This window comes from Streptococcus sp. 21.1 (assembly GCF_016648635.1).
Taxonomy (GTDB): domain Bacteria; phylum Bacillota; class Bacilli; order Lactobacillales; family Streptococcaceae; genus Streptococcus.
In genome coordinates this window covers 52,707-67,167 of sequence record NZ_JACLQL010000001.1, presented here as the reverse complement: position 1 = coordinate 67,167, position 14,461 = coordinate 52,707, and the positions used below count along the sequence as shown (strand labels likewise).

Sequence of the window (14,461 nt, the reverse complement as noted above, 5' to 3'; positions counted from 1 at the left end):
TGGGGCATTTTCTTTTATTAGTTTTTCTCTTACAAAATAAGGTCTGTTTTTTCAACTTTGTAAAGGGCAATTCCCATGATTATGGTCAAGACAAGAAGAATTAAAACAGCAGGGGTCCAAGAGTTAAAGAGTTGTTTGCTTGAACCGAACAAGACTGGACCAAGGGCTGCAAAGATATAGCCTCCGGTTTGGGCTAAACCTGATAGTTGGGCTGTTTTTTCAGGCGTGCTAGCCTTCATTGAAAAGGCAACCATCATGTAAGGGAATAGGACACTAGCAGAACTTCCGATTAAGAGGTTAAGGACTAACCAATACACAAAGCTGTCTGTATTGATTAGAAGCATGGAAACTCCGATGAGTCCTGCTAGGACGGTAGCCACTAGCATCAAATGGCGGTTACGATCAGAAAGTTTAGTGATTAGGCTAGGAACGATCATAGAGAATGGAATACTCGTCAGTGTGAAAACGGAAGCTAGAATTCCGGCATTGGCATCACCAACACCGGCTTGTGTAGCCATGGTTGGGAGCCAAGTGATAGTGGTATAGAAGAAGAGTGATTGTAATCCACCGAAAATCATGATAGCCCAGACCTTGCCACTCTTATACCAACTGCCTGAATTTTCGCTGGTAGAAGTTTCTTGTTCTAAGTAATGATTGTGATGGACATTAGGAAGCCAAACTACAAGAGCTAAGGCACAGACCGCGGTCAATACCCAGACCAAACCTTGCCATGAGGTTGCCTTAGTGATTGGAACGGCAACTGATGAAGCTACGGCTGTGGATAATCCCATGGCTGTAATGTAGAGTGTGGTTAAGAATCCTAACTGATTTGGCTCGTTAGCCTGAATTAGGCTTGGGAGAAGGACGTTGATAAAGGCAATTCCAGCTCCGACTAACAGCGTTCCCACATAAAGAAGAGGGAGATTAAGGGTACGCAAAGCAGAACCAAGTGTCATCACAATTAAAACACCGAGGAAGAGTCTTTCTATACCAAAGCGTTTGGCCCAGCTAGCCGCAAAAGGTGAGAATATCGCAAAGGTCAAGAGAGGGAGACTTGTCAAGAGACCGAGAGAACTGACCTCAACGCCTAGACCAGAAGCAATGTCTGATAAGACCGTAGACAAGGTTGTGAACGGGGCCCGCAAAACGATCCCTAGAAGAAGGATTCCAGGGATTAGAAAATGTGAATGTTTCTGTTTCATAAAGCGTCTCCATGTTTAATAAGGGTATTTTAATTTTTAAGAATATGACACTAATGCGTCACTTCCATCTTACCATAAATGAAGGGGGTGATGAAAGCGATTACGTTGGATTGTCAAGAAAGAATTTTTAGTTTTATAATCCTATTCTGCTGATTATCAAATAGCATAATCTGATTTTTAAAAGACCGAACATGTAGTCCAGCCTCTTTTCAATGTCGTCTTAAATTTCATACCCCATAAGGAGTCCGCCTTCTTCAGCATAAAAGCTACAGAGTCCAGAAGTAGGAAGGACTTCGATGCTTGCTTGGGCAAATTTTTCACGAACCAATTCAGAGAATTGCTCGATAAATTTTTCATTGTTGCGGTGGGCAATCGTAATGTGGCCTCCAGCATAACCAGCCTTGAGGAGTTCATCAAAGGCAGCTTTGATGGCTTTCTTTTGACCTCTGGCTTTTTGAAGCAATTCAAGAGTACCTGTCTTACTAGCTTCACCGACCATACGGATATTGAGGAGTCCAACAACGGTGCCAACTAGTTTACTTAGACGACCATTCTTCACCAAATTATCAACTTTGGCTAAAACAAAGAGCAACTTAGTCTTGGCTTGATAAGCTGTGATGCCATCAACGACTTGGTCAAAATCAAGGCCTTCAGCGACTAAGTGATTGAGTTTACGAACGATAAGGTCGACCTCGCCACCAGCTGACAGGCTATCAATCACGTGAATCTTAGTATCAGGATGCTCTTCCAGATAAATTTTCTTAGCGATTTCAGCACTATTGTAGCTACCAGAAAGGGTTCCAGTGATCGTCACGACGACGATATTGTCCGCTCCTTCAAAGGATTTCATATAATCATCAGGACTCGGACAGGCAGACTTAGAAGCAGTCGTAGTCGCATACATTTCCTCCATCATTTGATCAATATTGAGTTGGGCATCATCCCTGTAAATGGTCTCGCCCACTTGGATAGTCAAAGGAACACTGACAAACTCCGTATCTGGTGCCAGATTGTCCAAAGAACGGTAGTCACAGCCTGAATCCGCAATAATTTTCCATTTCATAGGTTACACCTCATATCTGCATAATGTACATTGACAAGTTATTAGTCTTCTTTTACAATTTTATCATGAAGTGCATTGCTATCAAAGCAGATCTCATCAGGTGTGACAGATAGAAAGTGAATGTTATGGCAGAAAGAAAAATCTCAGAGAAATCCTTGGAAAATCTCAAACGATTTAACCAAGAAAACAAAGCAATTACACGAGAATCCATTGAAATTTCTCTCCTGCAATTGTTGGAGAAAAAAGACTTTAAAAAGATTACCATATCGGAACTGGTTGAGCGTGCGGGTGTATCTCGTGCTGCCTTTTATCGCAATTATGGTTCTAAGGAAGAGATTTTGAAATCTATTTTTGAGTCTAGCATTGCAAAGATTACTAAGTCCTTGGACGGCTATAATCTCAAGACGGATCTTTACCAAGTCTGGGTTTATCTCCTTAAGGAAGTCAAAAAAGAAGCCAAAATCATCAGTCTTGCCATTGATTATAATTTTGAGCAGGTATTGACCAAGGCAGTTTATGATTTTTTGGAAAAACGAAATGGTAGCTCATCAAATGGTGCCGGTAGCTACCTCAATTCCTTCTGGAGCTCGGCTATTGTTTCAGTGATTTCCAAATGGGTCAAGGATGGCATGAAGACCCCAGCGGAGAAGATTGCCAAACTTGGTCTCCCGCTTTTTCCACAAAAGAAGAAGTAGTAACCACTGAGAGGTGGTTAAAATCAAGAAAAATTCCTCTTAGAAACTTTCCTTAGGTGAGTACGGACGTCAGCGAACTTCGAAGAAGTTCCATGACTTAGTTTTGAACCTAAGGTTTCAAAACTCCCGAGTGCTAGAAACAATAGTGTTCCTAGCACTTTTCTCACGGCGGAAAGTTTCAGTTTATGTTTGAATGAGCCTATATAGTATAGTTCGGTTTTAATTTTTTCAGCATCATTTAGATTGTTTTATGGGAAAAACAGTTTGTCTAGCATCTAACCACCGATAGGTGCTTTTTTCTTACAACTATTTCCATCTATTGAGGAAGTTGCCTCAGTTGCAAAATTTCAGTATGATGGTAGGTGGAACCACAGAGTTTTACAATTAAGCTGAAAATTAAGTGACTTATTTTAAGACAGAGCAAACAAATGCTAAATCCTAATAAAATGAGAACTAAGGAGATTTAAGTGACCGCATATAAAGAACTAAGAAAACGGTACAATAGACCAGTGATATTCATGCTGATTATCATAGCCCTACCGTTTCTATATGCAGTACAAGTGACCCAAAGTAAGAAAATAGCAGTCATTTCTTTTTTGATTTACTTGCTGATTGAGTTGATTTTACTGTTTATTAAAGAAATTCTTTTTGGTAAAAAATTGTACAGTCTCATCTATAAGGATATCAATCTTGACTTGATGCTAAGCTATATGATGAACCAAAAAGGGAAGAAATTCAAAACTATTAAGGTGAGAATATTGGTTGCAACACTTTACTATTACTATATGATTGGTGACTATTCTTCTATCAAAGCAGTTGTAAACGAACTCAAAAAGAATCAGCAGTTTACAAAAGATGAGCAAGTAAAATTAAACGAATTTCTATTGAATGCAAGCCTTTTTTCAAATCCTAATTTGAAAGAAGATGAGTTTGAGAAGTTACTTTCTAAATATCTATTAGATTATGAATCAACCAAAAAAGCCTACAGAGCTCGCTACGATATACTGGTAAAAAAAGAAACTAATGATGCCATTTTAAATGAAGTAACGAACCTCAAGTTCTTTCAATTGGAATCTACGTACCTAAAAGCACTCAATGAGTTCTTAAAAGGAAATAGAACTGGCGCAATGGAGCTATTTCGTACCATTGTGAAAGAAGATGAAAGATTGTATTTGGTCCAAATGGCTCTATCCTATCTAGATAGCGAGAACTTAGGGAAGAAGAGTGTTTCGCCCAATTTGAAACAATAAGAAGTTACGTTAAAAATATAAGGAATGAAACTGATTAAAGTTAAGCTAGTCCAATTAAACAAAGGACTTGCTTTCTTTAAAGCATGGAAAATCATTCTCCTTTTAATCCCGCCATTTTTATTGTATGTGATGGTTTTAGTCGTAATAGCAGTCATCAAAAAAATAGGGTCATTCGTTCCCCCTAAGTTTAGAATATGGCTGCTTTTACTAATTCCTGTAGCAATGATCATGGTCTATATCAAATAAGAACAAGAATTGAATGCTATTACAGATGGCCGGTTTTATCTAGTTGTTAAGAATAAATCATCTAAAACTGCTTCTCTAGATAAGTCGACTTGGGTGGATTTTTCTGGAAATCAGATTACTTTTAAAGAAGGAAGTAAAGAAACTGTTATTCAGTATAACAGTAAGTATCGAACATTTAAAAAATAAGGAAAATCTTATTTATTTGTTGATAACCATAGGGACCTATCAATTAGTGATATGGATTCACATGGTTCCGTGTCATATGTTAGTCCGGAGAGTTCGATGTTCTCTGCATATGAAGACGGTAGAGTCATAGTGTATGATTGAGAGTTAAAATGTGGTCAGAAATTATAGCTTTGATTCTGGTATATTTCAAGAAAGGATCTGTTAAAATCGTGAAAATTACAAAGAAAAAAGTCATATATTCTTTGCTGGTTCTCCTCACATCCATTGGGGTCATCTGGTTTTCTTATCATACATATGAAGAGCAGTATTATCGTCAATTTAGTCAATATAGTGGAAAAGCAAAAATTGATGACTATGAGATGATTGCAGATGGTGCAGGTGTCATCGCACACTGGAAATCAGTAACGCCTGAGGAAGATCAAAAGAAGATGAAGTATGGAGGTTCTTTAAACCTCAAGCGCATTCAGGTTGGAGTTCACCATATTTTGCGTTCCAATATAAAAATGAAAGACAGTCCTTATTATTACGAGGAGCGCCCATCAAAAGATGAATATTGGACGTTGAGCCTTTATAAGATCGAAGGAAAGAAACTAAAAGAAGAAAAAGAAATTGATTTATACAAAATTGTAGAGGATTTTGATTCCAATTATATCCCAACAGAATTAGGGGCTATATATAGTTCCAATGGAAGAGAACTAGCTGCACTACAGATCCGAAGTCTAAAGGATTCTACCGTTCGGAAGATGATGTTTCTAGACTTGGAAACTTATAAACTGGAACAAAATGATCGTTTAATAGAACAGGTATATGGAAAGAAACCTATAGTTCAGTTATACGTCGCTTTAGATAAAAATCAGGGTAGTTTGGAATATTTACCTCTAGATGATGCTAGTTTTTCTATTGATCCCAAGGACCTTTCAAAAACACAATTTAAGAAATCTTCGAAAGCTTATCGATTGCTTAACAAAAAGGATACAAAAGTGATGATTTTAAGTCCTAAGAACAGTGCTGATCGATATTCAAGGGGCTTGTCAGTATATGAACTCTTTATGAAGAAGGGTGTGAATCTTTACCATGATGTCACGATTCCAGCTGAGCTATCAAAGGATGGACAAGCCCATACAACACAAACCATAGAAGAATTTGATCAATATTACGATCTTGAAAAGGCTCGTAAGGTATATAATGAGATTGATTGAAGTAAGAAACGACAAAGGACAAGAACGATGATCGAAGAACGAATTTTTGCTGCTAAGCAGTATGTTAAAACCTTATTTGCTGATCGAGCGGATGGCCATGATGTGGCTCATACCCTTCTCGTCTATACCAATGCTATGAAAATCGCACAAGCAGAAGGTCTATGTGATCTGGAGATAGTGGGCTTGTCAGCTCTTCTTCACGATGCTGATGATTATAAAATGTTTCAAACAGAGAATAATGCGAATGCTCGCATGTTTCTAGAAGAGATTGGTGCTCCTAAAAAGCAAATCGACCAGATTTGTCGGGTTATCAATGCTGTTTCTTTCAGCAAAAATCGCGGTAAGCATCCAGAATCGTTAGAAGGCAAGATTGTCCAGGATGCAGACCGCCTGGATGCGATAGGAGCTGTAGGAATTGCGCGAACTTTTTCCTATGGTGGCCACAAAGGGAGACCCCTTACTGATACCGTCCAACATTTCCACGACAAGTTGCTCCTCTTAAAAGATGAAATGAACACGGAGACTGCCAAACAAATGGCAGAAAGTCGCCATCAATTTTTAATCACCTTTCTAAAAGAACTAGAGAAGGAATTGGACTGAGTGAAATATTGAATTAACTTTTATAATAGACTTATTTGAAAGGAAGATATGCTAAATCAACTAATAAAGAAACCTATTTTAAGTTGTTCAATTATATTTGTTATCTGCTCAGTAGCAAGGCTAATTGAATACTTCTATATTAGGACGGATGAAACCTTCTTATCTGAGAATTTTTTACATAAGCTTTTTGGAATTTTTCTACTGTGGGGAGTCCTTTCAATTTGTAATTTAAGATGGAAAGATATTGGTTTCAGTCCTGACGGAATAGTGAGTGGTATAGGGAAGGGCCTGCTCTTTGGTTTAGTGTGTTCCGTCTTTGCATATACAGTTGAGTGCATTGTTCTCTTGTTTCTTCATGGCAATGTTCACTTATCGTTTTACGCCAGTGGTTTTTCCTTAACAAACGAAAAAGTATCTCAAGCAGGAATCTTACTTATTCTCTCAAGTGTGTTGTTTAACCTGATAAATGTCTGGATGGAAGAAGGAATATTTCGTGGCCTTTTCACAAAAATTCTTGAAGGGCTTTCGTACCGCAAGAGTCTATTCTTTATAGCCTTCCTATTTGGAATATGGCACTTGGTAATGCCTTTAAGAGATTATCTTCAAGGAGAATCGTCACTCGTAAATCTCATCGCCATGGGCATTGGCTATGTTATCTTAGCGGGAATGATGAGTATCAAATGGTCCTTACTCTACAAAATAACAGGTTCCTTATGGTTTGGGTTAGGAGATCATTTTTTTAATAATCTTGCTTCAAATCTAGTTCATGTGGTTTCAAATTCTGAAGCAGATAGTTTGCAGATTGTGAGAATCCTTCTATGGCAATTGCTATCATTTGCTATAGTGTTATGGGGTTATCAAAAGAGAAACTGATAGTCAATCCCCTTGCTACTACAACTAATTGGAGGTTCAGTATGCCAATGTATGAATTTTGTGCAGAGAATGTGACTTATTTAGAAAAAGCTTTTCAAGCCGGTGCTCAACGCGTGGAGTTGTGTGATAATCTGGCTGTTGGAGGCACGACACCTTCTTATGGTGTTATAAAGGCGGCTGTTGAGTTGGCCAAGGATTATAAGGCTAAGGTGATAGTGATGATTCGTCCACGAGGGGGCGACTTTGTCTATAGCCAGCAGGAATTAGCTATCATGCTAGAAGATATCAAGTGTGCGCGTGAATTGGGTGTTGACGGCTTTGCACTAGGTGCTTTGACTTCAGAAAACCAACTCGATACAGAAGCTCTAAAGACCTTGTTAGATGCTAGTCGAGACCTAGAGGTCACCATGCATATGGCCTTTGACCAAATCCCTAAAGCAGACCAGCCTAGTGCTATTCAGTGTCTTAAGGAAAATGGAGTGACGCGTCTCCTCACCCGTGCTGGGACTCCTGAGACTGCTCTAGACTTACGCTTGAAATCTTATGCAGAATTGGTTCAGCTAGCAGATGGTCAGTTGGATATTTTAGCAGGAGGTGGTATCTCCGTGGCTAATCGTGACCAATTTCTTGCCATACCTGGCCTTGAGCAAGTTCATGGAACACGTGTCGTCTTTTAGATTTACAATGGAACCAGCTTCTTGGCTCGGTTCCTTTTGATTTTTGTGCAATGGGAGGCACTTTGCTTTTCTAGTCATTCTTTGGTAAGCTATTACTATAGCATTAAAAAAATTGGGGGATGTATGTTAGATAATTTGTTAAAAAAGAATCCTGTCTTGGGTGTCATTATTTATCCGTTATTAGGGCTAGGGGCTATTTGGCTTGGTCACTATTACTCACAGAGCCTTTCGCTATTGGAAAAAACGGGTGGTCAGATTAAGGTTAATACTTTTGTTTACATTGCTTATCAATTAGGTGGGACCAAACTCGTCATGGGGTTCTTTATTCTTTTAGCGCTTTTGTTTTTCTATCTGGGCTATACTTATCTAAAAAAACTTGTCAATACTCAGAAATAAGGATCAAGTTTATACACTAACTGCGGCTACTTGCTTGCAGTTTTTTCTTTTCTACAAGTCAACTAGAATCCCCAATTTATGCTACAATGAAACTATTACGCTTCAAAAAGGAGATGAGATGAAAGCAGAAGAATGGTTAACCTATTTTATAAAGATTTATGGACGTCGCCCAAAGATGACAGAGGTCGACGAGGCGATACAAAATGGTAGTCTCTTGGCTAATCGAGCAGAAGTAGAGAGCTTATTGTTAGCATCTAAGAAGAGCTTTTGGCAAACCTTAAGTCAGTATGTTGTGACTCATAAGGTCGCAGCGTCAGTTCTTGCAGTTTCTTGTATGACGCTTCTTGGTGGTGGTGCCATTTTTGCTTGGCATTCCCTTCATTCACAAGCTCAACAAATGTCATCCCTTGCGGCCTCTTCGTCAAGCAGTCAGACTGGTCAAACGTCTTCCTCAGACAAGTCTAAACAATCGAGTTCCAGAGCTTCTGAGTCGTCTTCAAACTCTAGTTCTCAAAGTCAGAATGCCTCATCAGAAGCCAAAACGCCTGCCATGGATGTGGATGCTATTCGAAATGGTGATTTTTCAAGCATCGAAGGTGACTGGGTTTCTGACGGTGGTCATGTTGTGACCATTACCAAGTCAGGGCTCACAAAGTCTGAAGAGACAGGAAGTACTGATGGCAAGACTGTCGTTAAAGATTTCAACGGTCAGCCTATGTTTTATTTTGCGGACAATGGTCCAGGGCATGGGGTCAATCCTTTTGTGCCTGTGCCAGCCAATCAAGCAGCACCGTCTCCGGACAATTCTGTCAAAGACACAGATCGTTTGGTTCAAATTCCAGAGTCTGCTGGGCCAGGGGTGGTTTACACGTCTTATTACAGAGTGAAAAGCAAGAGCCAGTCCAGCCAGACTAGCCCAACCAATACGACAGCCCTTTGGAATAGTGACAAGGCTGCCAAGCTTGCAAGTTACATGGTGGAGTTTGGGCACAAGATGAATCAAGAAAGTTATAGAAGGCTAACACCTAACGGAAGTGATGATTTCTTTGGTGCCATGTCTTTTGCTAAAAATAACCGCATTATTGTAGGTGAAAAGACTGAACAAAATGCCCCAATGACCAACCAACAAAAGGTAGACGTTGCCTTTTCTGACGATGGTACAGGGATAGCCGACTATATCATTGTAGACAGCTACGGGTATTCAGGTTCCGCCATGATTCTCTACCATTTCACCATCCATAAAGGTCAACCAGTGGTCCTAGTTTCCATGCAAAATCAGGGGAATCCTGAGAACATGTATTATATGTACCCTACCAATAATAAGGACATCCAAGAAGCCTTTGCCAATATTGTGAATGACAAGTGATGGTTTAAGAGGTTTGAAAGAAAAATTTTACATCTTAAAAATACAATATAAGTGAACAAAAGATTTTCTATGTTCCAAATCTGTTTACTTACTATTTAAATTATATAAAAGGGCCAGCCTAAAGTTTAGACTGGCTTTTCCTATTATAAAATAACTTAGTTATTCATCTTTTCGCTTTTCTGTCATCAGAGCTAATGGAGTACATATCAATACAATGGTTGCTCCTACAATAAATACATTATCAAATGCCCTGCTTAACTGCTCATTTTTTTCTTTAACAATGACTTTAAGAGCAGATGCTAATTCATCCTTTTGAGCTAATAATTTAATAGCTGTACCAACTTTAGCTTGTCCTCCAGAGATAGTTTTCAAACTAGTTGATAACTGTGGGACACTTGAACTAACAGTTTCAACTCCATTGATTAATAACTGATTTGCATCATAAATCTTTCTATAATTACTCCCCTTTTTAGGTTCTGGAAGATTATCTGTTTTTTGAGCAGCTATTTTGATTGCCTCAACCATATTACTTTGTTTGGTTGAAATACTATTACTTTTCTTAGTCGTGTCGAAAGTTTTTGAAATTTCCTTCTTAGCAACTTTTTTTACGTCTGTTGATAAAACCCATTTTTCAATTTGGTTATACGCTGTTTCCTTAATTTGTGTTTTAGCAATATTGACATTACTATTTAAAATGGTAACGAGAAGAGCCATACCAATGGCCTGTCCAATATATCTAGAAGCATTAACGATACCTGACCCAATTCCAGCCTTATTAATTGGTAAATATTTTACTGATGATGTTAAGGACATTGCCATAAATCCTAGTCCTAAACCAATAATTACATTACAACAAACAATGAGGCTTTGTGAGGTATTATACTGAATAAGACTAAGCATAAATAATCCACCTGCTGTAATAACCAAACCGGTACTAATGAGCAATCTTGCACTAATTTTTTGGTACATCTTAGTTGCTAACAGCATACCTACTACGATAGCTAAAGATGTGGGAATAATAAGATATGCTGAATGCAAAGCAGAATAGTTGCGAACATTTTGCAAGAAATAGTTTAAGATCAATGAAGGTACGATAATCGCAAATCCAAAAATCATATAAATAATACTTGAAGATGTAAATGTACTTTCCTTGAATAAATTTAAGTCAATGATAGGTGATTTTACTCTTCTTTCGGTTAAAAAAAAGAAAAATAGGCCTACAACACTAATAATAAAACTAGCTATGATGGTTTGTGATGCCCAACCATACTCGTGACCTTCTAATAAACCAAATATAAGTCCACCTAAAGTACAAGTAAGAAAAATAATACCTAGCCAGTCAATATTCTTTGAAATTTTTAAATCATATGATTCTTTTGTTCCCATTAGAATCATCAAGAATGCAAAGATAGCGATTGGAACATTAATACCAAAAATCCAATGATATGTTGTCCAATGGACAATTAAACCACCAATTACTGGTCCCCCCGCTGCAGCTAAGGCACTGAAGGTACCCATAATAGCAGTAATACGGCTGGTATTCTCTTTCCCAAGTAGTTCAATTCCCATGGGGAGAACAATTGGAGTTAATATGGCACCTCCAATTCCTTGGAATAACCGAAAAATAATTAAAAGTAATAATGAATCAGCCGCCATACATGCGAATGAGAAGATGCCAAATATGACTACACCAATTAGCATAACCAATTTTCTACCGTAGATATCAGCGAGTTTTGAAACAGTAATAATAAATACAGACATTGCTAAAACATAGATTGTTGCTACCCAACTTGTATCAGTCAATCCTGTATGTAAGTCTTCCATAATATTTGGTAGGGCGATATTAACAATCGTGGCATCTAAAGCTCCCATAAAGAGTGCTAAAACTAGACCTATAAATCCTAGAATTTTTCTTGATTTTGTCATTAAATTCTATTCCCTTCATTAATTATTTTGTTAAATGATTAATGATGCATCAATTATCTTCGTGAACATAAAACAGTCTTTTTTAACTTTTATAATTCACATAAAAAGAATATAATAATACCCATATATTGACCATGACAACATCAAACAATATGTTTAATTAAGGAAAAAATGACAAAGAAAAGAAAGACTAATAGCGTTACTAACCTCAAGTCTGCTTTGATAGACCTCCTACTTGAAATGGAGTACTCAAAAATAACCATTGGAAATATAACTCAGAGAGCAAATGTTAGTAGGGGAACATTTTATCAACATTTTCTTGATAAGGATGATTTAGCATACTCTATCGGAACAGAGACAATGAAAAGATTTTGGGAGATTTTAGCTCAAGGAAATTTAGATAAAGAGGACATGCTTTTAAAGGCTCTACTATTAATAAAAAATGACTATAAACATTTTAAAGCAATTTCAAAAGCACCTCACGTTCAATTTAAAGATAAGGTTCAACAACTTATTTGTGATCTTATAAATAACAACCCAGCTATTAGAGAAAAGATCAAGAAAAAGACGAAGATTTCAGATGAAATTGTGATAAAAGCCTTCTCTACATCTTTTGAAACCATTATCTCATCCTGGATTGATAATGATTTATCGGAAAGTCCTGAGAAAGTTGTAGATAATATAATAAAAATTGAACAACTATTTTGGAAATAATAAAGAATAGAGAAAAAATGATAAAAATCCATAGTCTTCAAACGGTGTGAGCCTATACTGAGACTTTACGCCGTGATAAAAACGCCTGAAGAATTGGTATTTCAGGCGTTCGGAATTATTGAGACTATAGGCTCAAAAATTAGCCATGGAACTTCGAAGAAGTTCGCTGGCGTCCGCTATCACCTAAGGAAAGTCTCAAGTAAAAGCCTTTATCTTCAATCTAAAGCCTTGTTGCCAAGGCTTTTTCTTGTGGAAAAGTATCCTGAGATTAAGTAGCTGTCAAAATCTGGTATAATGAAGCTAAGGAGGCGCCTATGAAAACTTTGAAAAAACAGACGCTAATTCTTTTATCTATTGCTAGCTTATTACTCGTCGGTTTAGCAGTTTTTGCACATATCCACAAAAAGGTGGAGCAACCAAGCTACTCCAACCTAAATAGTAAGGCCAGTCTTAGTGAGGTGCGAGCCATACTCTCGAAACATTTGAACGAGGAGAGTGTGGATAACTTTATCAATCTCGTCACTGATTACAATGACACCGTGGGTTCTGTAGGTCTTTCTGGGAGTTTTGCGCCATTTACCAAAACAGACTATGATGTGGAAAAAATCAGTAGCCTGTGGACAGCCAAGCATGGTGACTTTATCGGTACCAACTGCCGTATCAACACCTACACGCTACTGAAAGGCAAAATCAAGATTCCTCAAGTCAAAAGTGATACTGAGCTCCTTTTCCAAGACAAGGACGCCATTGACAAGGGCAAGCTCTTTAATGCCAAGGACCAGGCAGACTTTGACATTCTCTTTTCAAGGGTCAAGACTGAGGCCACCCAAGATGTCAAGGTTCATGCCAAGCATATGGAGGATTACTACAAGCAGTTCACCTTTGATGACAAGGCACGCATGCTGTCGGTCGTTGTCCACGATAATCTGGATGGAGATTCCCTTTTTGTCGGTCACGTCGGAGTCTTAGTCCCTACGACAGATGGTTATTTATTTGTTGAAAAATTGACCTTCGAAGAGCCCTACCAAGCTATAAAATTTGCTAGTAAGAAAGATTGCTACAAGTATCTGACAACCAAGTACAAGGACTATACCGGACCAGGTCTAGCCAAACCCTTTATCATGGATAATGACAAATGGGTGGATATGGACTAGGTTATCGTGAGACGAAAGTTTGAATAGAGGAGAAAAAGGAAGCAAGATATGAAAAGAAAAGAAGCCTTGTTGCTTTATCTGGCAGGGACCCTTGGACAGATTTTACTGGTCAGTCTCCTAGTTTGGCTGCTAAGAGCAGGAGGAGTTAGGGTTGATTATGGAACTCCAATTGGCCTTTTTACCCTTATTTTAGGTGGCTTGTCATCAGCTATTTGGGGAGGCTATGTTAGCATCCGCTATCATCACTCCAGTTTTAAACAACTTGTCAGAGATTTTTTCCAAATCAAACAGCCTCTCAGTAACTATCTCTTAGTTCTTATTTTTCTAGGTTTGGATTTTCTACCACCGATCCTGAGTGGAGGTATGCTTATCCAAGTTTGGTATCTCCCCATTATGTTATTTTGTAAAGCCCTTGTCTTTGGTGGTATCGAAGAAATCGGTTGGCGCTATTTTTTCCAGCCCGCTTTGCAAGAAAAGTTAACCTATCTAGTGTCCACGCTTTGTACCTTTGTAGCCTGGTCACTGTGGCATATCCTCTATTTTTACATTGATGGGTCTCTGGCCACGATTCATTTATTGCCTTTCTTGCTAGGCTTATTAAGCAATTGTTTCATCTTATCCGCTATTTATACAAAGACCAGAAGTCTTTGGCTTTGTGTCATGACCCATGCGCTAATCAATGCTTTATCGCAACTGTCATCAACGGAGGAGAGCCTTTGGTTATCCCTTGTGATTAAGGTATTGATAATTCTTCTTGCTATGAGAATTGCTAGTAGTAGTATGGAGAAGGTTAAATCCTAAGAGTAGTTAAGTGACTGCTCTTTTTTTCCACTCAAATGACCTTGCCCATCTTTTTGAGGCATGTTATACTAGAAGGGTATTGTCAAAATTTTCTGACATTACAGGTGGAAAGG

General features: G+C 38.2%; 14 protein-coding genes. 11 read left to right on the top strand and 3 right to left on the bottom strand.

Annotated features, from left to right (window positions below):
• Positions 1–29: 29 nt before the first annotated feature.
• A complete protein-coding gene (locus H7U01_RS00370) occupies positions 30–1,202 on the bottom strand; it encodes a CynX/NimT family MFS transporter (protein WP_201040843.1) in 1,173 nt (390 codons plus the stop codon).
• Between the two features lie 220 nt (positions 1,203–1,422).
• Positions 1,423–2,265, bottom strand: a complete 843-nt coding sequence (locus H7U01_RS00365; RefSeq protein WP_004182868.1) for a DegV family protein — start codon at positions 2,263–2,265, stop codon at positions 1,423–1,425.
• Positions 2,266–2,390: 125 nt separating this feature from the next.
• On the opposite strand from H7U01_RS00365, the gene H7U01_RS00360 reads away from it, so the two are divergent.
• The 8 genes from H7U01_RS00360 to H7U01_RS00325 all read left to right on the top strand — a co-directional run bounded on the left by H7U01_RS00360 (position 2,391) and on the right by H7U01_RS00325 (position 9,753).
• Complete coding sequence (locus H7U01_RS00360; RefSeq protein ID WP_021144459.1) at positions 2,391–2,960, top strand: TetR/AcrR family transcriptional regulator; 570 nt, start codon at positions 2,391–2,393, stop codon at positions 2,958–2,960.
• Between the two features lie 467 nt (positions 2,961–3,427).
• On the top strand, positions 3,428–4,210 hold the full coding sequence (locus H7U01_RS09935; RefSeq protein WP_260318059.1) for a hypothetical protein: 783 nt from the start codon (positions 3,428–3,430) through the stop codon (positions 4,208–4,210).
• A 581-nt stretch (positions 4,211–4,791) separates the two neighbouring features.
• Entirely contained in the window at positions 4,792–5,841 is a 1,050-nt protein-coding gene (locus H7U01_RS00350) for a hypothetical protein (RefSeq protein ID WP_260318058.1), read from the top strand.
• 27 nt (positions 5,842–5,868) lie between these two features.
• Positions 5,869–6,441 (top strand): HD domain-containing protein, encoded by a 573-nt coding sequence (locus H7U01_RS00345; RefSeq protein ID WP_201040842.1) that lies wholly within the window; start codon positions 5,869–5,871, stop codon positions 6,439–6,441.
• A 48-nt stretch (positions 6,442–6,489) separates the two neighbouring features.
• Positions 6,490–7,314, top strand: coding sequence for a CPBP family intramembrane glutamic endopeptidase (locus tag H7U01_RS00340; RefSeq protein ID WP_201040841.1), 825 nt, complete (start codon positions 6,490–6,492; stop codon positions 7,312–7,314).
• 41 nt (positions 7,315–7,355) lie between these two features.
• Positions 7,356–7,991 (top strand): copper homeostasis protein CutC, encoded by a 636-nt coding sequence (locus tag H7U01_RS00335; RefSeq protein WP_201040840.1) that lies wholly within the window; start codon positions 7,356–7,358, stop codon positions 7,989–7,991.
• A 123-nt stretch (positions 7,992–8,114) separates the two neighbouring features.
• Positions 8,115–8,387 carry a hypothetical protein gene (locus H7U01_RS00330; protein ID WP_201040839.1) on the top strand — a complete coding sequence of 91 codons (273 nt, stop codon included), beginning with the start codon at positions 8,115–8,117 and terminating at the stop codon, positions 8,385–8,387.
• A gap of 118 nt (positions 8,388–8,505) precedes the next feature.
• The gene (locus H7U01_RS00325) at positions 8,506–9,753 is read left to right on the top strand and encodes a DUF4767 domain-containing protein (RefSeq protein ID WP_201040838.1); all 1,248 of its coding nucleotides are present in this window, start codon (positions 8,506–8,508) and stop codon (positions 9,751–9,753) included.
• Positions 9,754–9,912: 159 nt separating this feature from the next.
• Here the strand turns inward: H7U01_RS00325 and H7U01_RS00320 are convergent, their stop codons facing one another.
• The gene (locus H7U01_RS00320; RefSeq protein ID WP_070850362.1) at positions 9,913–11,679 is read right to left on the bottom strand and encodes a DHA2 family efflux MFS transporter permease subunit; all 1,767 of its coding nucleotides are present in this window, start codon (positions 11,677–11,679) and stop codon (positions 9,913–9,915) included.
• 171 nt (positions 11,680–11,850) lie between these two features.
• Between H7U01_RS00320 and H7U01_RS00315 the strand changes: the two genes are divergently transcribed.
• The 3 genes from H7U01_RS00315 (at position 11,851) to H7U01_RS00305 (ending at position 14,348) form a co-directional block, all read left to right on the top strand.
• Positions 11,851–12,393 carry a TetR/AcrR family transcriptional regulator gene (locus H7U01_RS00315; RefSeq protein ID WP_064521322.1) on the top strand — a complete coding sequence of 181 codons (543 nt, stop codon included), beginning with the start codon at positions 11,851–11,853 and terminating at the stop codon, positions 12,391–12,393.
• 314 nt (positions 12,394–12,707) lie between these two features.
• Positions 12,708–13,547 carry a DUF4300 family protein gene (locus H7U01_RS00310; protein WP_070850364.1) on the top strand — a complete coding sequence of 280 codons (840 nt, stop codon included), beginning with the start codon at positions 12,708–12,710 and terminating at the stop codon, positions 13,545–13,547.
• A gap of 48 nt (positions 13,548–13,595) precedes the next feature.
• Positions 13,596–14,348, top strand: a complete 753-nt coding sequence (locus tag H7U01_RS00305; RefSeq protein WP_073950095.1) for a CPBP family intramembrane glutamic endopeptidase — start codon at positions 13,596–13,598, stop codon at positions 14,346–14,348.
• The last annotated feature ends 113 nt before the right edge of the window (positions 14,349–14,461 follow it).